Here is a 21,318-nt window from a genome sequence, read left to right on the forward strand (position 1 = left end):
CGTCATTGGCGCTGTCTGAATATTTCACCCATATCGATTTTCTAAAACAACCCTTTGTCGTGCTTAGCTTTATAAGCGCGCAAATGTGGCTTCCGGGTATTTTTGAGAGCAATGCCGAGCATATGGGATCTGCCCCATTATGGACGCTCCGTTATGAGATTTTGGCCTATATTGGGACAGCGATTATCTTCTCTCTGGGCCTATTGAAGAAAAAATGGATGGTGCTCGCGCAATTTATTGTGCCGTCAATTGCCTGGGTCGCGGCCCATGGATTAGGTGTTTTTGAGATGATGCCTGGGACAGTACAAAACCTCTTACGGTTTGGGATTGCTTACGGCCTTGGTGCAACAATTTATGCCTATCGAGATCGCTTAAGCTTTCATGTTATCGGTATACCGCTCATTATTGGACTTGCGGCGCTCCTTCATAAACTCCAAATCTTTGAAGTCGCGATGAATGTGATGCTCGCTTATTTCGTGATGTGGGCCGCTTATATCAAAGCGCCCAAACTGAACTTTCTACAAAAACTCAGCGATGTCTCCTATGGCGTCTATATTTATCACTGGTGTATTTTACAGCTGCTCTTCATGTGGATGCCAAAGCTCTCTGTCACGGCGCTGTTCCTCATCACCTTGCCGATTACGTTTTTGCTAGCGACGCTGTCATGGCATTTTGTTGAAAAACCAATGTTGAAACACAAGACTGGTTTCTCAAAATATCTGCGCTTTGGCCGAAAAAAGCCGAGCTATGATGTTAAGGCTGTCTTACTCGATTAGAAGTGTATCGTCCGATCATAGGCATCCAGCACAGATTCATGCATCATCTCTGACAAGGTTGGATGCGGGAAGACAGTGTGCATAAGCTCTTCTTCCGTTGTCTCAAGCCCCATCGCAACAACAAAACCCTGAATAAGTTCAGTGACTTCCGCGCCAATCATATGTGCCCCGAGTAGTTCACCTGTCTTGGCGTCAAAGATCGTTTTGACCAGACCTTCGGCCTCACCAAGCGCAATAGCCTTTCCGTTACCCGCAAAAGGGAAGCGACCGATTTTAACATCACGGCCTTCCGCTTTGGCTGTCTGTTCGTTCAGACCCACAGATGCAATCTGTGGATGGCAATAGGTACAACCGGGGATCTTTGACTTATCAATCGGATGTGCAGACAAACCCGCAATCTTTTCAATACAAACAACACCTTCGTGTTCAGCCTTGTGCGCCAACATTGGCGGACCAGCCACATCACCGATCGCAAAAACACCCGGTACATTGGTGCGCGAAAACTCATCCGTAACAATACAGCCACGATCAGTTTTGATACCAAGAGCTTCCAAACCAAGGTTTTCAATATTACCAACAACACCAACCGCGGAAATCACACGATCAACGGTGATCTGCTCAGTCTTGCCATTTTTCTCAAGTGTCGCAGTGACCTGATTGGATTTTTTATCGAGCTTGCTGACTTTGGTTCCTGTACGGAATTTCAAACCATGTTTACCCAACTGCTTTTGGGCTAGCTTTGAAATCTCATCATCTTCCACGGGCAAAATTTTATCAAAAATTTCAACCACGGTAACGTCGGCACCGAGAGTGCTGTAGAAATCAGCAAATTCAATACCAATAGCACCAGACCCGACAACCAACATTGATTTTGGCATCGTATCAGGACGCAAAGCTTCGCGATACGTCCAAACAAGCTTGCCATCAGGCTCTAATCCCGGAAGAGTTCGGGCACGAGCACCCGTTGCAATGATAATATTTTTGGCTGTTAAAGCCGTTTTTTTCTTATCTTTGCCCTCAACGGTCATTTTGCCAGCAGCGGTTAAAGTACCTGTGCCATCAAAGACTGCTACCTTGTTCTTCTTAAGAAGATGACCAACACCGCCATTTAGCTGCTTTGATACACCCTTGGAACGCTCAACGATTTTTTGTAAATCAAAACTGATATTTGATGCGGACAAACCATAGTCTTCCGCATGCTTCATGTTACGATAAATTTCGGCAGATCGCAGTAATGCCTTCGTTGGGATACATCCCCAGTTCAGGCAGATTCCTCCGAGGTGATCTTTTTCCACTACAGCCGTTTTCAGGCCCAGCTGTGCCGAACGTATCGCCGCCACATAACCACCAGGGCCACCACCAAGAACGATAACATCAAAGTTAGTATCACTCATAATTTCATCCCCCTAAAGAAGCATGGAGAGAGGTTCTTGGATCAAGGCTTTGAAGGCAGCCATGTATTCTGCACCAACGGCCCCATCAACCACACGGTGGTCAACAGATAGGGTACAGGTCATCACTGTCGCAATTGCCAAGGCACCATCTTTAACGACAGGACGCTGCTCTCCGGCACCAACGGCAAGAATACATCCCTGTGGCGGGTTGATGATGGCAGAGAAGTCTTTAATACCAAACATACCAAGGTTAGAGATCGAGAATGTCCCCCCCTGATATTCTTCTGGTTTTAGTTTGCCATCACGTGCACGACCAGCCAGATCTTTCATCTCTCCAGAGATAACACCAAGACCTTTATTCTGAGCAGCTTTAATGATTGGCGTAATCAGACCTGATGGCGTTGCAACAGCCACAGATATATCAGCGTTCTTATAACTAAGAATACCCTCATCACTAAATGAGGCGTTTGCAGCAGGTACTTTTTTCAACGCCAGAGCCGCCGCACGAATAACAAAGTCATTCACGGAAATCTTCACATCACCACTTGCATTCAATTCTTTACGGAATGCGAGTAGCTTATCCATTTCACAATCAACAGATAGATAGAAATGAGGAACCGTTTGTTTGGACTCACTCAAACGGTTGGCAATCACACGACGCATAGAGCTCAATGGCTCCAAATCGTATTCCATACCAAGCATATCTGCGAGTTCACGCGCATTTGGTCCCGATGCAGCCGACGCTGCTTTGGCCGGTGCCGCAGCAGATGTTTCAGTCGAAGCACCCGCTTTGCCAATCCCTTGCTCTAAAGCCGACAGGATATCAGCCTTCACAATACGCCCATGAGGCCCTGACCCTTTAAGGGCAGAAAGCTCAAGGCTTTCTTGCGAAGCCATCCGTCTGGCAAGAGGACTTGCAAAAATACGGTCTCCACTTGCTGAAACGGGTGCTGGCCCAGTTGGCGTTGACGGGGTTGTTGATGGTGGCGTTTTCTCTGCTGTTGACGCAGCGGAAGCAGCTTCTTCTTGCTTCGGCTCAGCCTTAGCGGCAGATGCTTCAGTTTCAGATGAAAAATTCTCTAACGCACTGGCATCTTCGTCTTCTTCCAGCAAGACAGCAATCGTCTGATTAACCGCTACACCTTCTGTTCCGCCGGGAACAAGAATCTTGGCAATTGTACCTTCCTCAACCGCCTCTACTTCCATTGTCGCTTTATCAGTTTCAATTTCCGCAAGAACATCACCGGAATTAACAGTATCACCTTCATTCACCAGCCAACGGGATAATGTACCTTCTGTCATTGTAGGCGACAGGGCGGGCATAAGAATATTTATAGGCATCGTATTTCTCCCCTGCTCTACTTATGAGCGATAGCAGACTTCTTTGGCCGAAGTAACAATATGAGAACTCTGTGGTAGCGCAAGCTGCTCAAGGTTCGCGGCGTAAGGCAACGGAACGTCAACACCCGCAACACGTTGAACCGGAGCATCAAGGTAATCAAACGCCTGTTCCATAACCATTGCTGAAATCTCGGATCCAACGCCAGAGAAAGCCCAGCCCTCTTCAACCGTCACAAGACGATTAGTCTTACGCACGGAATTAAGAATGGTCTCGGTATCCAGTGGGCGGATTGTTCTCAAATCGATAACTTCTGCAGAAATGCCTTCTTTTGCCAGCTCTTCTGCCGCTTCCAACGCTTTTCCAACCATAATAGAGAAAGTCACGATAGTAACGTCAGTACCCGGGCGAACAATCTTGGCTTTACCAATTGGCACGGTCCAATCATCCGTATCCGGCACGTCAAAACTTTGTCCGTAGAGAAGTTCATTTTCGAGGAAGATCACCGGGTTCGGATCACGAATGGCAGACTTAAGCAGTCCCTTGGCATCTGCAGCAGAATAAGGGGACACAACTTTAAGCCCCGGACAATGCGCATACCAACTTGCATAACATTGAGAATGCTGAGCACCAACACGGGATGCCGCACCGTTTGGTCCACGGAAAACAATCGGACTGCTAACCTGACCACCAGACATGTAACGTGTTTTTGCTGCTGAGTTAATAATGTGGTCAATCGCCTGCATCGCAAAGTTGAACGTCATAAATTCAACAATCGGGTTTAGACCATAAAACGCGGCACCAACACCCAACCCGGCAAAACCATGCTCTGTAATGGGTGTATCAATAACGCGCTTGGCACCAAACTCATCAAGCAGCCCCTGACTGATTTTGTAAGCCCCTTGGTATTGAGCGACTTCTTCACCCATGAGGAATACTTTTTCATTACGGCGCATTTCTTCTGCCATTGCATCACGCAACGCTTCGCGAACTGTCGTGCTGATAAAAGGTCCGCCCCATTCGCTCTCTGGCGCTACAGATTCTGCTTTTGGTGCTTCTGGTGCAGCCACATTGGCAGCCTCGGATGATACAGCGGCTGGCTGGGATTCAGCCTGAGCTACAGGTGCCGCAGCTGAATAATTACTCAGGTCCGCATCACTTTCGTCTTCTTCAAGAAGAAGGGCGATTGGGGTATTTACAGCAACATTATCCGTATCACCATCAACAAGGATCTTACCAAGAATCCCGTCGTCAACAGCTTCTACTTCCATCGTCGCTTTATCTGTTTCAATTTCGGCCAGAATATCACCTGATGATACACTGTCGCCTTCGTTTTTCATCCAACGCGCAAGTTTCCCCTCTGTCATAGTGGGGGAAAGCGCAGGCATAAGAATTTCTATTGGCATATTTTCTTCTCCGGAATGACGGACAGCTTACGCGTCAGCGTACACATCGGTGTAAAGTTCAGAAGGATCTGGCTCGGGGCTAGACTGTGCAAATTCAGCAGATTTGGAAACAATCGCTTTAACATCCTTATCGATTTGCTTCATACCTGCTTCGTCTATTACATTCTTTTTTTCCATGACCGCGCGGAGACGTTCAATTGGATCGCGTTCTTCACGCACTTTTTGAACTTCTTCTTTTGAACGGTATTTAGCTGGATCAGACATGGAATGCCCACGATAACGATAGGTCATCATCTCCATGATGTACGGGCCCTTGCCACTTCTGGCATGTTCCACAGCAATCTTAGCCGCTTCACGCACAGCAACAACGTCCATACCATCAACTTGCATACCGGGAATTCCATAGGCACTGCCACGATGATAAAGTTCAGTGCTATTCGCAGAAGAACGTTCAGTTGACGTTCCCATGCCATAACGGTTGTTTTCAATGACATAAACAACAGGCAGATCCCATAAGGAAGCCATGTTGAATGATTCATAAACCTGCCCCTGATTCAATGCGCCATCACCCAAATAGGCAACATTGACTGCATTTTCGTCCAGATACTTATGAGCAAAGGCAATGCCTGTTCCAATAGGAACCTGAGCACCAACAATACCATGCCCACCATAGAAGCCTTTTTCTTCGCTAAACATGTGCATAGAACCGCCCTTACCTTTGGAGTATCCGCCGATACGCCCGGTAAGTTCAGCCATCACACCATCAGGATCCATACCACAAGCAAGCATGTGTCCGTGGTCACGATAAGATGTCAGAATCGTATCACGATCTTCTAACACAGATTGGATGCCAACAACGACAGCTTCCTGCCCGATGTAAAGGTGACAAAATCCACCGATCAAGCCCATGCCATACAATTGTCCCGCTTTTTCTTCAAAGCGGCGGATCAAAAGCATTTCACGATAAAAATCAAGGATCATTTCATTGTTAACGTCGGATGGAAGCGCAGAAGAGGCTGTCCGTTTCTTAGGGGCCCGTTTGGTGGGCGTTTTTTTAGTCGCCATGCGAGGTTTCCCGTTCAAGTTAGTGTTACGCACTAAGGGGTTTATGTCTCGCACCTAAAATAAGGGAAAAGTAATTTTATTACAATAGATTTTATACCCTTGATTTATAAAGATTTTTTCTACATTAACTGAAAATAAGTTAACTCAAGAAAAAATGCTGCATTGCACAATATTTAGTTAATTATTTTAGCGCTGTTTTATAACCAGATATTCGTTTTCGCGACCGTAATTAAGAACATCCCGCGCCCGTTCTTCCAAAAGGTCAGGATCCAGGTTATCAGGACGCAAAAGGGCAACCCTTGATTCCAGTTCTTGGCGATCACCTTGAACACCAACCATTTCAATTTGTTTGGCTTGCAGATTTTGGGTGAGATGGATCCACGCCCAAACCCCACGATCACCTTCAATTGTGTGATACGCGAAATAAGCAACCAGTGACGCGCCCAAGACCTGCGGGATCACGACACGGGATCGTTTATGAATCTCTCTAAATAAAGACATTTACTCTAAATCAATTTTATTTGCATGCAGCCTAACTAATCTAACAGATAAAATAGTTATTGGGAATAAACAAAGCATTAATGCTCAATACAGAACACAAAAACACAATTGACATACGTTATGTTATAACATAACAATCATTCAAACATCTGATTTGAGGTGATAATTATGAACAAACTAAGTGTAACAGTCCTTTCTGGTTTTCTTGGGGCAGGCAAAACAACCCTTTTAAACCAAATTCTCAACAATACGGAGCTCGAAAGAGTTGCTGTTATCGTAAACGACATGAGCGAAGTGAATATCGACGCTGATGTTCTTCAATACAAAAATTCATCTCTTTCTCAAACGGATGAAAACCTTGTTGAAATGACGAACGGTTGCATTTGCTGCACATTAAGAGAAGATTTACTTCAAGAAGTCAGTAACTTGGCAGGTTCTAATAAATTCGACCACTTAATTATCGAATCATCTGGAATTTCAGAACCCCTTCCCGTTGCAAGTACTTTTGAATTCAGAGACGAAAATGGCTATAGCCTCTCAGATGTGACCACCCTAGACAACATGGTCACGGTTATTGATGCAGGAAATTTATTAAATGACTTCTCCTCTTCTGACCTGCTATGTGACACCGAAGAATCACTCGGTCCAGAAGACAAACGCTCCCTCGTTAACTTGCATGTCGATCAGATTGAATTCTCAAGTACTATTATTCTGAACAAAACGGACCTGGCATCGGAAGAAACATTAAAAGAAGTCAGAAAAGTAATTAAGGCTCTAAACCCTGATGCAACAGTTTTTGAAACAGAACAAGCAAAAGTACCCCTAACAGAACTTCTTGATACACATCGTTTTAGCTTTGAAAAAGCCCATGAACACCCTCTTTGGGCAAAAGAACTTTATGGATATGAAAATCATGTTCCTGAAACAGAAGAATATGACATCCACAGCTTTGTTTACAGGTCAAAAAAACCGTTCGTTCCCGAAAAAATTGCACACTTCTTTAGTCAAAAACAAAACGGTGTCCTCAGATCAAAGGGTCATTTCTGGCTATCAAATCGACCAGATCAAGTTGGCGAAATGTCCCAAGCAGGAAAATACACTACGACGGAATTGATTGGTAAATGGTGGTCTTCTGTCCCCAAAAACAGGTGGCCAGACGATCAAGAATTCATCACACAAATTAAAAAAAATTGGGATCCCGCATTTGGCGACCGTCGGAACGAAATCGTTTTCATTGGTTCTCAAATGAATAAGGAAGAAATAATTAACCGCCTTAATGACTGCTTAGTCAAAGAAGACGAATTTCTTCCTGAAACTTGGCAATCGCAACATAAAGATTGCTTCAATCACTGGGCTCAACAGGCCTGACGACAATAACATTCAAAAAAACAAAGATATTTTATACAATGAGAAAACTTCTCCCTGCCCTATTACTTACCCTCCTCCCCACAGCCAGCTTTGCACATGGCATATGGATTACTGATCGTTTTGGCGAGCCATCTATCGTCTATGGTCATGGTGCGTCAGATGACTCCTATCAGGATGAAAAGCTGAAATCAGTCCAAATACACATGCCAGATGGCACAGTGAACACAGGGAAAACGCGTAAGACTGAAAGTTATATCAACATTAAAATTCCAAAGAAAACACAAGCTGTAACAGCCGTTTTCGATAATGGATATTGGACAAAAGACACAAAAGGGAAATGGCATAATCTAAAAAAATCACAGGTAGAAAATCCAGTATCTGCAGGACATTATTTTAAATACACCACGCACATTCCACTTGGTGCAGACACCTTAGAAAAACCTTTGGGTCTGCCATTAGAAATTTTTCCCCTGCAAAACCCGCATGATCTAGAGCAAGGAGACAAGCTGTCTCTTCGGGTTCTTTTGAATAAAAAACCTGTGGAAGGATTGAAGGTAATCGCTGATTACATCAATGACGAAGCAGCTAAGAAATTGATCACTGACGAAAACGGTGAAGTAACAATTACAATAAGGAATCAGGAATTAAACGTGATTGCAGTCTCGACAACCAAAGAACTCGAAGACAAAACTGATGCAGATAAAGAGGGTTATTTCTCTACCCTTTCATTTGCCTTGGAACATAAACACCATTAAATCCGTTGCTCTGATAGTATTCATCGGATCAAATATTATACCATAATAAAACAGGGGCCTCGGTTCATTCCAAGGCCCCTGTCGATCTTTTATACAAAACGGTTCCGAATAAATCCAGTACCGCCCTTAATATAACTTAACTACTTACGCAGAACGCTACGTCCAGCGTAATGGGCCATTGACCCTAACTCTTCTTCGATACGGATAAGCTGGTTATATTTCGCGATCCGGTCAGAACGGGAAAGAGAGCCCGTTTTAATCTGCCCACAGTTCGTGGCCACAGCCAAATCAGCGATTGTGCTATCTTCTGTCTCACCGGAACGATGCGACATAACGGCTGTATAGCCAGCTTTATGTGCCATATCGACAGCTTCAAGAGTTTCAGAAAGCGTACCAATCTGATTGACCTTAATCAGGATAGAGTTCGCAGTATCCGTTTCCAGACCACGCAGGAGACGTTTTGGGTTGGTCACGAAGAGATCATCACCGACCAGCTGTACTTTATTACCAATTGCTTGTGTCAAAGACTTCCAGCCATCCCAGTCATCTTCGGCCATGCCGTCTTCGATAGAAAGGATTGGATAGCGGTTAACAAGATCTTCGAGATAACGAACCATTTCGTCCGCGCCCAATGATTTTCCTTCACCAGACAGTTCGTATTTGCCGTCTTTGAAGTACTCGGAAGAAGCACAATCAAGCGCCAACATCACGTCATCACCCAAGTTGTAACCTGCGTTACCAACAGCTTTTGTAATAAAGTTCAATGCTTCATCTGTAGAGGCAAGACTTGGCGCAAAACCACCCTCGTCCCCAACATTGGTGTTATGACCTGCATCGCTAAGTGATTTTTTCAGTGAGTGAAAAATCTCTGCGCCCATCCGGATAGCATCAGAACCAGAAGCGGCACCAACAGGCATCACCATAAATTCCTGAATATCAATAGGATTGTCAGCATGCGCACCGCCATTGATGATATTCATCATCGGTACAGGAAGCGTTCTGGCAAAAGCACCACCAACATAACGGTACAAAGGCAGACCAGCATCTTCTGCAGATGCTTTCGCAACAGCCAAACTTGCGCCCAGAATAGCATTTGCACCTAAACGAGATTTGTTCTCAGTACCATCAAGATCAATCATAACCTGATCGATCAAAAGCTGGTCTTCAGCATCCAAACCAATAAGGGCTTCAAGAATTTCTTCGTTTACAGATTCAACAGCCTTAAGAACCCCTTTGCCAAGATAGCGTCCTTTATCCTGATCGCGAAGCTCAACAGCCTCATAAATTCCTGTTGAAGCGCCAGAAGGCACTGCTGCACGCCCAAAGGCGCCACTTTCCAAAAGAACGTCAACTTCTACGGTAGGGTTGCCACGAGAATCGAGGATCTCACGACCTTGTATGTCGATGATCGCCGTCATTTTATTCTATCTCCGTTAAGAAAGTTGAGGCGCAGAGAGGGGCAGGCCTCGGTATCATAATTAAGCAATAGACACAGGATGTGCTTTTGCCAGTTTGTCGAGCTCAACCAGAAGCGAAAGAAGCTCTGGAAGCTCTTGCACCCGGATCATGTTTGGCCCATCACAAGGGGCATTATCAGGATCCTGATGAGTTTCCATAAAGAGGCCAGCAACGCCGACAGACACGGCAGCGCGAGCCAATACAGAAATGAATTCTCTCTGACCGCCAGAGGTCGCACCCTGGCCACCAGGCTGAGCCACAGAATGCGTTGCATCAAACACAACAGGACATCCTGTTCCCATCGCCATTATTGGTAGAGAACGCATATCAGATACAAGCGTATTATATCCAAACGATGCGCCGCGCTCACACACCATTACCTTGTCATTACCTGAATCGATAATTTTCTGTGAGACGTTTGCCATATCCCAAGGGGCTAGAAACTGCCCTTTTTTGACATTGATTGCCCGACCTGTTTTAGCAGCAGCAACCAATAGATCAGTCTGACGGCACAGAAAGGCTGGAATTTGCAAGACATCAACGACCTGCGCAACAGGTTCACACTGATGTGCCGCATGTACATCAGTAATAACCGGACATCCAAACTTAGATTTGATTTCTTCAAAAATAGATAAAGCTTCATCCATCCCAATGCCCCGAGAAGAACTAAGGCTAGTACGGTTGGCTTTATCAAAAGAAGATTTGTAAATAAGGGGAACAGAAAGCTTTTCACAGGCTTTGGTTAAAACCTCTGCCATTTCCAGTGCATGCGCCCTGCCTTCCATTTGGCAAGGACCTGCAATCAATACGAATGGTAAGTCATTACCAAAAGTAACATTACCAACTTTAACGTGTCGCGATTGAAGGTCTGCATGCACTGCCATAAAAATTACTTCCTATTCTTCCCTATAAATTACACCACCTAGTTCATTGAACCCAAGTTTTATCAACCCGAGACTTAAACGAGGCGAGACTGTTCTATCGCAGCTTTCACAAAAGAAGTGAAAAGCGGATGCGGCTCGAAAGGCCGAGATTTCAGCTCTGGATGGAACTGAACGCCAATAAACCAGGGATGATCTTCCAACTCAACAATTTCAGGAAGTTTACCATCTGGTGACAATCCAGAGAATTTAAGCCCAGAAGCTTCGAGTTTTTCACGATAGTTAATGTTCACCTCATAACGGTGACGGTGACGCTCTTCAACAAGTTCTGTGCCATAGGCTTCACGGACCCTTGATCCTTCGGCAAGTGCGCAAGGGTAACTACCCAGGCGCATTGTTCCACCGAGATCGCTACCATACGAACGTTGTTCCATCTCGTTGCCGCGCGCCCACTCTGTCATGATACCTACAAGAGGTTCTTCACAAGGTCCAAACTCGGAAGAGCTTGCGTCTGTTAGACCAGCAAGGTTACGTGCCGCATCAAGAACGGCCATCTGCATACCAAAACAAATACCAAAGTACGGTACATTGGTTTTGCGTGCAAAGCCAGCAGCCGCAATTTTACCTTCAGAGCCGCGCTCGCCAAAACCGCCAGGAACAAGAATGCCATGAACGTTTTCCAGGGCTTCGATGGCCCCTTCACTTTCAAAGATCTGTGAATCCAGCCAGTTGATTTTAACTTTGACGTTATTGGCGATACCACCGTGAACCAAAGCTTCAGCAAGTGATTTATACGCATCTAATAAAGATGTATATTTACCCACAACCCCAATCGTCACTTCACCATCAGGTTCACGAATAGTATTCGTCACCTGATCCCAACGCGATAGGTCGAGATCTTTTTTCGGCTCAATACCGAAATGACGGCAAACTTCTTCGTCCAGACCTTGTTCATGGTATGCCCTAGGCACAGCATAAATCGTATCAACATCAAGAGCAGGAATAACAGCTGTTTCGCGCACGTTACAGAACTGGGCAATCTTGCGAAGAGACCCTTCTGGAATTTCCTGTTCACAACGACACAAAAGCATGTCTGGCTGAATACCTACGGATTGCAATTCTTTTACAGAGTGCTGTGTAGGCTTTGTTTTCAGTTCACCCGCCGCTTTAAGATAAGGAATAAGAGTCAGATGAATAAACAGGCTGCGTTCACGCCCAAGCTCATTCCCGAGTTGACGAATTGCTTCCAAGAACGGAAGCCCTTCAATATCCCCAACGGTTCCCCCGATCTCACAAAGGATGAAATCTTCATCCCCCAGATCAGACATTACAAACTCTTTAATCGCATTTGTAATGTGCGGGATAACCTGAATAGTTGCGCCCAGATAATCGCCACGACGTTCTTTCGCCAAAACCTCGGAATAGATTTTCCCGGTTGTTACGTTGTCACTTTTACGGGCTGATACCCCCGTATAGCGCTCGTAGTGCCCAAGATCCAAATCTGTTTCTGCACCGTCGTCGGTCACAAAAACTTCACCATGTTGATAAGGGCTCATCGTGCCGGGATCAACATTGAGATAGGGGTCAAGTTTACGTAGGCGGACCTTGTAGCCACGCGCTTGAAGCAGCGCACCAACAGCCGCGGAGGTCAACCCCTTCCCTAAAGAAGAAGTCACACCACCGGTAATAAATATAAAGCGCGTCATGAAACTCGTTGTCACTTAATTCAGTTTCAACAAAACCGGGACCTTACTGGTCCCGGTCAATGATAGTACGTAACGGAAATAATCCGAAACTTATTCTGAAACCGGAGGAGCAACTGGTTGCTCAGTCTCGGTTTGAATTGCAGGAACAGTAATATCATCCGTAATAGAACTTGTCGTACGTCCTGTATCTGCAAGGATTGTCAGCAACAAACTAGAAGCAATAAAAGCTGCCGCCAAGATTGCTGTTGTACGGGTTAGCAGGTTTGCAGTGCCTTGCCCGGTGAGAAAACCACCAAAGCCGCCTGAACCACCACCGGAACCGCTTCCTCCCATTCCAAGGGCACCGCCTTCGCTTTTCTGCACAAGGACGACGCCAATAAGGGACAAAGTAATCAACAAATGAATGACCAAAAGGACGTTGTTCATCGTTAGTAGTCTCTCAAAATTTCCGGGATATACTATCCCTATTCAACACTAAACCACACACTCTAAATCTACCCAGAGTGTGTAGTTATCATGCACCTATTCAAAACTTAACAGGCTATTTAGCCTTTTCAGATCGATATGACCAGTGTCATCTAACACCAATCGCCCAAAAATCTTCTACTTTCAAGCTCGCGCCACCAACCAAAGCACCATCAACATTAGACACAGCAAGCAGTTCAGCTGCATTTTCTGGCTTAACAGATCCACCATAAAGTATCCGAATCTTTTTTGCCGCATCTTCGCCAAAACGGTCATTTAGCAGACTGCGAATAAAATTATGTACGTCAGCAACATCTTCTGGCGTTGCCGTTTTACCTGTACCAATGGCCCATACAGGCTCATAGGCGAGCACAATGTTATCCGGATCACAATCATCAGGCAGTGATTCTGTTACCTGCGCTTTGATCACGCTCAAAGTCTCACCTGATGCACGCTCTTCTTCGGTTTCGCCAATGCAGATTATTGGGGTTAGACCTGCTTTGAGGGCAGCAGCGCTCTTAGCGTTTACATCTGCATTGGTCTCGCCGTGATCTGTACGTCTTTCAGAGTGTCCTGTTATGACATATCCGCAGCCAATATCTTTGAGTAATTCGGCAGATGTATCACCCGTATGGGCCCCAGAGACATTGGCATGACAATCCTGACCACCTACAGCAAGATCAGTGCCTTTTGTCAACGAGAGAACAGTACCAAGCAAAGCCGCTGGGGGACACACAACAAAATCAGACGATACAGAACCCTGGTTCAATTTCCCCAAAAGCCCTTCTACCAACTCGGTAGCAAAGGTTACAGATCCGTTCATCTTCCAATTACCAGCAATAAATTTGCCTGCCATATTCGATTCTCTCTGATTAGTAATGTGTAAATTATGGGCACATCTATACAGTGTCATTCGCAACAATCCAAGACTACAGGCCAAGACTGCAGGATTTTTTAATGTGAACAAGCTGCTTGATCACGACAAAGAGGTCAAAAACTTCGCAACATTGTAATATGGTGCATATTCTTGAAAAACCCTGTTGCCCAGCCTTTGCTCCATCCCTAAGATGCCCGGCACGATTATGTATACGAAATTAACTTTATAAAAATTTCACGGGTAAGTTATGGCTCATAAAAAACCAGGCCTTTTTAAACGTATTGTTGTTTTGGCTTTATTCTGTCTGTTGATCCTGAGTTTTGCGGCTTGGGGTATCCAGGATATTTTCCTAAATCTCGGCAACAATCAAACAGTTGCAAAAGTTGGTGACATTGAAATCGCCCAAGAAGAGTTCGCAAGCAATTTTTCCCGTGAGACCAATGCTCTTTCGCAACAGTTGGGACGCGCCCTTGATGCACAGGAAGCTCAGCAGCTCGGCCTCGACAATCGCGTGATTTCTCGCTTGGTTGCCAGAGCACTTTCACAAGTGCAATCGGACGAGATGGGATTAACCGTTTCGCGTGAGCAACAGCAAAAAGAGATCCAGAAGATTGATGCCTTTAAAAATGAGGCCGGACTTTTTGATGCCGCACGCTTTCAATCCACGCTCTATCAGGCTGGTCTTTCAGAAACCGCTTTTCTTGCTGATCTCAGCAAAGATATACAAAGACAGCAAATCAACAATGCCATCACAGGGGCAATTCCTGTACCGCAGAAAATGGCCGAACGCCTTTACAGCTATCAAACTGAAAAACGTATCGTTGACTATATCGAAATTCCCTACAGCAGATTTTCTCAGCTAGCGGACCCGACAGATGCAGAACTTGCATCGTACTATGAAGAAGAAAAGCAAAACTACCTGGCACCTGAATATAAATCAGTCAGCTACATCTTTCTTGATCCATCAAAAGCCGCCCAGAATGTTGTTCTGACAGATGATCAAATTCAAGAAGAATTCTTAGCACAAAAAGACAGCCTTTCTCTTCCCGATCGTCGTAAACTTGTTCAAATGCTGCTCAGTGACGAGACCAAAGCAAAAGAAGCTTATGAAAAAATCCTCAATGGTGCTGACTTTAATGAAATCGCTACAGAAGTAACGGGTTCTGCAGGTATTGATCTTGGGGTGATGGAACAAGCAGATCTATTACCAGAACTACAAGACTCTGTTTTTGGTATGGAAAACGCAGGTGTTGTTGCCCCGGTTAAATCCCCCTTGGGATGGCACATTGTTTCAGTCCTAGAGATTTCTCCCGCACGGGAAGCACTGTTCGAAGAAGTAGAAGAGCAAATCAAAAAAGATGCCGCATTACGCATCGCAACTGATGAAATCATTTCTATCGCCAACCAGCTTGATGATGAAATTGCATCAGGTGCAACACTAGAAGAATCTGCGAACAAGCTTGGACAAGAAATACTAAGTTACGACGCAATTGACGCAGAAGGACTTGATCGCAGCGGCTTGCCACAACTTGGCTTAGCAGAAAATGTCAGATTCCGCGACGTTATTGCGCAGACTGAATCTGGTTCAGATAGCTTGCTCACTGAACTCGAAAATGGTGGCTATTTCCTTCTAAAAGTAAATTCAATTACACCTCCAGCACCGCGCCCGTTGGCAGAGGTAAAATCTCAACTGGTGACTTCTTGGCTTGAAAACAAACGAAACGAAGAAGCAAAAGCTGTCGCAGAAAATCTTGCTGAAGAAGCTAAAAATGGCTCACCTTTGCAAGCAGTGACGGATGAAGCAGCTGAGTTAATCAAATTTGGTGTTGAGATGAACCGCTTCTCAGCAAGTATCGGTGAAGCACTCGCCCCTGCATTGGTAAGGGATATCTACAAGGCAGAAAAAGGTGATGTTATTACGGGTCAAGCCGACACAGGGTATCTGGTTGTAAGGCTAACAGAAATTGAACAACCAGATTTATCAGCTGTTGCCGAGGAAATTGAGAGCACAAAGGGGTCAATCGAAAACTCCTACAAAAACGATATTTACGCACAGTATATATCTGCCCTTGAAAAAGACTTTGTTGTTGAGATCAATCAAAACTCAATCAATCAAGTTATCAACCCTTATAGCAATTAAAACTAACAATGAAGAATCCAGTTACATTCGAGGCGTTTTTAGAAACCTACAATCAACAGAAACCACAAGTCGTGTGGACAACCTTGATTGCGGATCTGGAAACGCCCGTTTCTGCCTTTTTGAAACTGGCAGAACGACGCGCCAATAGTTTCCTTTTCGAATCAGTCGAAGGTGGCAACACAATTGGACGCTACTCCTTTATCGGGTTTGATCCTGATTTGGTGTGGCGATGTAACGGATCAAAAGCTGAAATTAATCGTCAATACCAAACATCGCCAGATGCTTTCGTTGATGAGAATGACAAAGCTTTGGAAAGTCTGCGCAAACTAGTAGCAGAATGCAGGTTTGACTTACCCGAAGATTTCCCACCTATGGCGGCCGGTATTGTTGGCTACATGGGGTATGAAACGGTTCGTCAAATGGAACACTTACCAACGGATACCCCCGATAACTTGGGGCTGCCCGAAGGAATGTACCTACGTCCGACCGTAACAGCCATCTTTGATCGCGTAGAAGATCAGATTTTGGTCACAACTACTGTCTGGCCAAACGATACCATCAGTGCCCGCGATGCTTTTGAGGCGGCGCATAATCGATTGTCCGCTGTAACCGCAGATTTCAACGCGCCTTTGCAGCACAAACCAGAGGCATTTGAAGGCGATTTGGTGTTACCAGAAACAGCATCCAATCTTACCCGCGAAGAATTTCACGGTATTGTTGAACGCGCAAAAGAATACATTCTTGCCGGAGATATTTTCCAGGTTGTTCTATCACAGCGTTTCTCTGTACCCTTTACGCTTCCACCCTTTGCACTCTATCGGGCCTTACGGAGATTAAACCCCTCGCCTTTCCTGTTCTTTCTGAACTTTGGTGATTTTTCTGTTGTTGGGTCCAGTCCTGAAATCCTTGTTCGTGTCAGGGATGGTAAAGTCACGATCCGCCCAATTGCCGGTACGCGCAAACGCGGCGCCAACTCAGCCGAAGACAAAGAGCTTGCTGCGGACCTGCTTTCTGATCCAAAAGAACTTGCTGAACATTTAATGTTACTTGATTTGGGCCGTAACGATGTCGGGCGCGTTGCAGAGGTCGGTAGTATCGAAGTGACCGAGCGGATGATTATTGAGCTCTACAGCCACGTTATGCATATCGTCTCTAACGTCGAGGGTACGCTCGATACAAAACGCGCTGATATGATTGATGCTCTCGCCGCAGGTTTCCCTGCTGGTACCGTATCCGGTGCGCCCAAGGTACGTGCAATGGAAATAATCGACGAACTAGAACCGGAACGTCGTGGTATCTATGGCGGGGCTGTTGGGTATTTCGGTGCTGGTGGCGGTATGGATACCTGTATTGCTTTGCGTACGGCGATCGTCAAAGACCAAACAATGTATATTCAAGCTGGTGCTGGCGTGGTTGCGGACTCTGTACCTGAATCAGAATATCAGGAATGTCATAACAAAGCCCGCGCCCTTATCCGTTCGGCCGAAGAAGCCGTTCGTTTTGCTGCCCAAAAAAACAATATCTAAGATATAAAGGCAACATTTAAGTTATTACCATAAAGCTCTCATTTGCTTGAGAGCATCATTTCAGGGTCTCTTAGGCTCTGGAAAGCTAGGCAAAATATCCGGAGTAGAAACTCCTTTCATGACCGCAGGTTTCTTTTTCATAGCAGAATACCAAGCATTTAAATATGAATGATGAGCTATGCTAAACCCCATGTGAACTGCGGTATAAACCCAGCCAAAAATAGCCATATCAACAATCGAATAGCTTTTAAGGAACCACTTTTCCGATCTGGATAGATATTTATCCAGCACACCATAAAGGCGTTCCCCCTCTTTGCTATATCGCTCTAAAGCGTATTCGTTATTCGCCTCCCCCGCATGAAAAGCAAAATGTGCTCTTTGACCAAATAAAGGTCCGATTGATGCCGCTTGAAAGAACAAAAGCTCCATACCTTTCGCGCGTTCAGATTTATCTGATGGAAAGAACTGTCCCGTTTTTTCCGCCAAATAATGTAAAATTGCATTTGATTCAGAAATTGTAATCTTTGTATCTGTATCTTGTAAGATAGGAATTTTAGCGTTTGGATTCATTTCAATAATCGCGGGGTCAAACTGCTTTCCTGATCGCACATCAATAGTCTCAAGATTATAAGGCAGGCCCATTTCTTCTAAACCAATAGTGACTTTATAGACGTTTGGTGTGTTCAAGCCATAAAGTGTTAACATATTTTCTCCCCCCTTAATTCAAATGTTGATGGCTAGACACAACAGCGTATGGATGAAAATCTGGCTTTGCCATTGTGAAAACCTTTGCCATTTCAGGGGCCTTACCAGCTTGAAGCTTAATAATAAATGCTTCTAATGAGGCCTTATCCTGCCACTGCGCGTAGTTAACAACATGCTTTGAATCCAAAGATCGATGAACGTTCCCAGAGATAAATCCAGGCTCATGGATCAATGTTTTATGTAACGCCAATTCAAGCTGTGTAACCAATGCCTCTTGATCACCGTCAACAGGCGTGAGGATATTAATCATAGTCAGAATATTTTTTTCAGGATTAATTGTTGTTTTTACATCCTGTGCATTAGCGATGGATAAACTGCTCAACACAGCCATCACACCCATAAATTTAAATAACCTTCTATACATTGTCTTCTCCATTTTTAATTTATATAATGATCACTACACATATAATTTTTCCAACACAAGGATTCTTTAGTGACCGTTACAAATAAGAAAAGGGGACGCCCAAGAGGTTTTGATAAAAACCAAGCACAGGAAATTGCTCTTCAGCTATTTTGGAAAGATGGATATGAGGCAACTGGTTTATCTAAATTGACGAAAGCAATCGGTGTTGGCGCCCCCAGTCTATACGCCGCATTTGGATCAAAAGCCCAGTTGTTCGAAAAGGCTGTCAATTTATATCAGGCTCAATGCACACCTTTCTTTCAAGAAGCATTTGCTGCGGACAATCTAACTGACTTTGTTCATTTACTTTTCGGCAGCGCCGTCAAAAGTTATACACAAGAAAATGCTGGTCGAGGATGTCTTGTTTTAGATGGAACCCGTAATGCATCAGACCCTGAAGCACTTAAAATAACTCAAAAAATACGAGAGAATTTCCATCGGCAACTCGTTGAAAAATTGACCCAACTTGGTGCAGAAGAACCAGCACAGACGGCTGATGTTTGCCAGACAACAATGACTGGTCTTTCAGGCGCAGCGCGTCACGGCTTACCCCGTGACAAAATGCATGATGTTGCCCAAACACTAGCAAGCGGTATATGCGCAAAATCATAATATGTGACGAGGCAATACCATTCAGAACACTATCTTTTATCAGGGAGTATTCCCACAGCATAACAACAGCACAACAAAAGAGTGCATCGAAAGTCAGTTGCTAAAAAAATTATGGATCTATTTGTTTTGATGCGTTTTTTAATGCCATAATCCGAGAGATCGGTACAATATCAAACCCGCGGTCTTCAGCTTCCTTGATCCATTTATGTAAAACTTCAACCGTTGATTTATGCGGGTGACCGATTGCAATTGCATGACCATTTTTTATTGCGATACGTTCGGCTTGTTTTAGCTGTTTTAAAATTTCCAATGTATTTTTATAGTCATTATCAATAAAAACATCGCGTCTAAGAACAGGAACGCCCATAGAGGCAGCAACAGAAGCAGCGACACTACGCGGAGAAGTTCTTGAATCCATAAAGAAATAATCTGTCCGCTCTATTCTGGACAACACAACTTCCATTCCACGTCTCCACCCTGTGAATTTGCTGCCCATATGATTATTGATACCGATATAGCCATCAAACTGAGACATACCCCATTCCAGACGAGCGAGGATTTCCTCATCACTTAATCCGGTCAACAGTGCTTTCGGACCAGGATCTGCAGAACCAAGTGGTTCCATAGGAACATGTAACATTAACTCGTGTCCTCGCCGGCTTGCCTCCGCAGCCATCGCTTTGACATCAGGCGCATAGGTCATAAAAGCCAGGGTGATTGCTCCGGGTAACTCTATGGCGAGTTCAGCCCCTCTTTTATTTACACCCACATCATCCAGCACAATAGCAATCATGGGGCGCTCAGGCTTTATCCATTCGGTTTGCACATCGGGATCAACCAAAGGCTTTTTCTGTGGAGGCAAGGCAGCGACTTGATCATTCCCCACCTCAGATTGATCTCCCGATGCCGTTACAGATACATTATTTGTTTTCTTTGACGATTTTACAGGCTCTTTAGTCTCTTTGATTGCATAATTTTGAGTTATTGACTTTTGGACTAAAGCTTTTTCTGTCGACGCGGGATCCTTATCTTCAGAAACCGTAACGTTTGGGGGAAGATTAGATTGTTCGTTGGTGCGCCCATCTTCCAAAACAGTATCACCAATAGAAATATCGCCAAGATTAATAGGATGCGGCTTGTTTGAAGGTGCCGCGGCCAGAGCTTCCTGCTTGGCCTGTTCTTCTGTTAACTGAGGTCGAGGTTCAGGTGATACAGAGCTAACTTTGTCCTTTTGGAGAATAAGGACGGAAGAAACAGCCAAAGCAATAAAGAAAAGAAACCCAGCGACAATAAACAGACTTCCACGATGGGAACGCCTGCTTTTATTCGACTTCTTTGGCAAAGGGCCTGTTTTTTTTGTCTTACGTTTTAAAGCCATGAATCCACTCTGTTCCGAGGGATTATATGTATATCAGCCTTACAGGAGTGAACAGTATAAACTCATAAAACTTGTCATCCGCCCTGATCTTGGTATATCGGCATAATTCAACGGTCAGTTTGGGCGAAATCGTTCAAAATAGGACAGTCAGGCCGATGATCCCCCTGACACTTTTCGATCAAGTTGCTCAAGGTATCTTTCATACTTTGCAGTTCTGCGATTTTACGATCCATGTCCGCAACATGCTGCTTCGCCAGTTCTTTCACCTGTGCACTTGCTCTGTTGCGATCATTCCAAAGCATAAGAAGGGCAGAAACCTCATTGATGGAAAAACCTAAACTTCTGGCGCGCTGGATAAACTTGAGGGTTTCAATATCCTTTTCCTGATAGGCACGATAGCCAGAAGATGTTCTTCCCGCAGGTTCGATCAAACCAATGGATTCATAATATCTGATCGTTTTTGCCGGCAATCCGGAAACTTCAGCAACTTGACCAATTTTCAT

At 44.8% G+C, this 21,318-nt stretch carries 20 protein-coding genes; 6 read left to right on the forward strand and 14 right to left on the reverse strand.

What is annotated here, in order from left to right; all coding sequences use genetic code 11:
* Positions 1 to 776: acyltransferase family protein (locus Q0241_RS01465; RefSeq protein WP_366941143.1), on the forward strand; the 776-nt coding region annotated here is incomplete at its 5' end.
* On the opposite strand, the gene lpdA is transcribed toward Q0241_RS01465, so the two are convergent.
* From lpdA to Q0241_RS01490, 5 genes are all read right to left on the reverse strand, one after another.
* Positions 773 to 2,170 (reverse strand): dihydrolipoyl dehydrogenase, encoded by a 1,398-nt coding sequence (lpdA, locus tag Q0241_RS01470; protein ID WP_299371948.1) that lies wholly within the window; start codon positions 2,168 to 2,170, stop codon positions 773 to 775. The genes Q0241_RS01465 and lpdA overlap by 4 nt on opposite strands.
* A 12-nt stretch (positions 2,171 to 2,182) precedes the next feature.
* Positions 2,183 to 3,511, reverse strand: coding sequence for a pyruvate dehydrogenase complex dihydrolipoamide acetyltransferase (locus tag Q0241_RS01475; RefSeq protein ID WP_299371951.1), 1,329 nt, complete (start codon positions 3,509 to 3,511; stop codon positions 2,183 to 2,185).
* 21 nt (positions 3,512 to 3,532) lie between these two features.
* Complete coding sequence (locus tag Q0241_RS01480) at positions 3,533 to 4,915, reverse strand: pyruvate dehydrogenase complex E1 component subunit beta (protein ID WP_299371954.1); 1,383 nt, start codon at positions 4,913 to 4,915, stop codon at positions 3,533 to 3,535.
* A 27-nt stretch (positions 4,916 to 4,942) separates the two neighbouring features.
* Complete coding sequence (gene pdhA, locus Q0241_RS01485) at positions 4,943 to 5,896, reverse strand: pyruvate dehydrogenase (acetyl-transferring) E1 component subunit alpha (protein ID WP_299372060.1); 954 nt, start codon at positions 5,894 to 5,896, stop codon at positions 4,943 to 4,945.
* Between the two features lie 270 nt (positions 5,897 to 6,166).
* Positions 6,167 to 6,481 (reverse strand): septum formation initiator family protein, encoded by a 315-nt coding sequence (locus Q0241_RS01490; protein WP_299371957.1) that lies wholly within the window; start codon positions 6,479 to 6,481, stop codon positions 6,167 to 6,169.
* Between the two features lie 168 nt (positions 6,482 to 6,649).
* On the opposite strand from Q0241_RS01490, the gene Q0241_RS01495 reads away from it, so the two are divergent.
* A complete protein-coding gene (locus tag Q0241_RS01495) occupies positions 6,650 to 7,849 on the forward strand; it encodes a GTP-binding protein (protein ID WP_299371960.1) in 1,200 nt (399 codons plus the stop codon).
* Between the two features lie 38 nt (positions 7,850 to 7,887).
* Positions 7,888 to 8,604 (forward strand): DUF4198 domain-containing protein, encoded by a 717-nt coding sequence (locus tag Q0241_RS01500; RefSeq protein ID WP_299371963.1) that lies wholly within the window; start codon positions 7,888 to 7,890, stop codon positions 8,602 to 8,604.
* Between the two features lie 140 nt (positions 8,605 to 8,744).
* Here the strand turns inward: Q0241_RS01500 and eno are convergent, their stop codons facing one another.
* From eno to tpiA, 5 genes are all read right to left on the reverse strand, one after another.
* Positions 8,745 to 10,022 carry a phosphopyruvate hydratase gene (gene eno, locus Q0241_RS01505; RefSeq protein WP_299371966.1) on the reverse strand — a complete coding sequence of 426 codons (1,278 nt, stop codon included), beginning with the start codon at positions 10,020 to 10,022 and terminating at the stop codon, positions 8,745 to 8,747.
* A gap of 60 nt (positions 10,023 to 10,082) precedes the next feature.
* Complete coding sequence (gene kdsA, locus Q0241_RS01510) at positions 10,083 to 10,946, reverse strand: 3-deoxy-8-phosphooctulonate synthase (RefSeq protein ID WP_299371969.1); 864 nt, start codon at positions 10,944 to 10,946, stop codon at positions 10,083 to 10,085.
* A gap of 74 nt (positions 10,947 to 11,020) precedes the next feature.
* Complete coding sequence (locus tag Q0241_RS01515; RefSeq protein WP_299371972.1) at positions 11,021 to 12,649, reverse strand: CTP synthase; 1,629 nt, start codon at positions 12,647 to 12,649, stop codon at positions 11,021 to 11,023.
* 90 nt (positions 12,650 to 12,739) lie between these two features.
* Positions 12,740 to 13,075, reverse strand: a complete 336-nt coding sequence (gene secG, locus Q0241_RS01520) for a preprotein translocase subunit SecG (RefSeq protein WP_299371975.1) — start codon at positions 13,073 to 13,075, stop codon at positions 12,740 to 12,742.
* A 148-nt stretch (positions 13,076 to 13,223) separates the two neighbouring features.
* On the reverse strand, positions 13,224 to 13,970 hold the full coding sequence (tpiA, locus tag Q0241_RS01525) for a triose-phosphate isomerase (RefSeq protein ID WP_299371978.1): 747 nt from the start codon (positions 13,968 to 13,970) through the stop codon (positions 13,224 to 13,226).
* A gap of 268 nt (positions 13,971 to 14,238) precedes the next feature.
* Between tpiA and Q0241_RS01530 the strand changes: the two genes are divergently transcribed.
* Positions 14,239 to 16,131, forward strand: coding sequence for a SurA N-terminal domain-containing protein (locus Q0241_RS01530; RefSeq protein WP_299371981.1), 1,893 nt, complete (start codon positions 14,239 to 14,241; stop codon positions 16,129 to 16,131).
* Positions 16,132 to 16,139: 8 nt separating this feature from the next.
* Positions 16,140 to 17,657: an anthranilate synthase component I gene (trpE, locus tag Q0241_RS01535; protein WP_299371984.1), complete on the forward strand. Its 1,518-nt coding sequence runs from the start codon at positions 16,140 to 16,142 to the stop codon at positions 17,655 to 17,657.
* Between the two features lie 60 nt (positions 17,658 to 17,717).
* Here the strand turns inward: trpE and Q0241_RS01540 are convergent, their stop codons facing one another.
* Both Q0241_RS01540 and Q0241_RS01545 read right to left on the reverse strand, forming a co-directional pair.
* Entirely contained in the window at positions 17,718 to 18,362 is a 645-nt protein-coding gene (locus Q0241_RS01540; protein ID WP_299371987.1) for a glutathione S-transferase family protein, read from the reverse strand.
* 13 nt (positions 18,363 to 18,375) lie between these two features.
* Positions 18,376 to 18,786 carry an antibiotic biosynthesis monooxygenase gene (locus Q0241_RS01545; RefSeq protein ID WP_299371990.1) on the reverse strand — a complete coding sequence of 137 codons (411 nt, stop codon included), beginning with the start codon at positions 18,784 to 18,786 and terminating at the stop codon, positions 18,376 to 18,378.
* A 69-nt stretch (positions 18,787 to 18,855) separates the two neighbouring features.
* Here Q0241_RS01545 and Q0241_RS01550 point away from each other — a divergent pair, with 69 nt between their 5' ends.
* Positions 18,856 to 19,437, forward strand: coding sequence for a TetR/AcrR family transcriptional regulator (locus Q0241_RS01550; protein ID WP_299371993.1), 582 nt, complete (start codon positions 18,856 to 18,858; stop codon positions 19,435 to 19,437).
* 109 nt (positions 19,438 to 19,546) lie between these two features.
* Here the strand turns inward: Q0241_RS01550 and Q0241_RS01555 are convergent, their stop codons facing one another.
* Positions 19,547 to 20,815 carry a divergent polysaccharide deacetylase family protein gene (locus tag Q0241_RS01555; protein WP_299371996.1) on the reverse strand — a complete coding sequence of 423 codons (1,269 nt, stop codon included), beginning with the start codon at positions 20,813 to 20,815 and terminating at the stop codon, positions 19,547 to 19,549.
* A gap of 107 nt (positions 20,816 to 20,922) precedes the next feature.
* A complete protein-coding gene (cueR, locus tag Q0241_RS01560; RefSeq protein ID WP_299372063.1) occupies positions 20,923 to 21,318 on the reverse strand; it encodes a Cu(I)-responsive transcriptional regulator in 396 nt (131 codons plus the stop codon).

Origin of the sequence: uncultured Kiloniella sp., assembly GCF_937128705.1 — a bacterium.
In the GTDB taxonomy this organism is placed as follows: Bacteria; Pseudomonadota; Alphaproteobacteria; order Kiloniellales; family Kiloniellaceae; genus Kiloniella.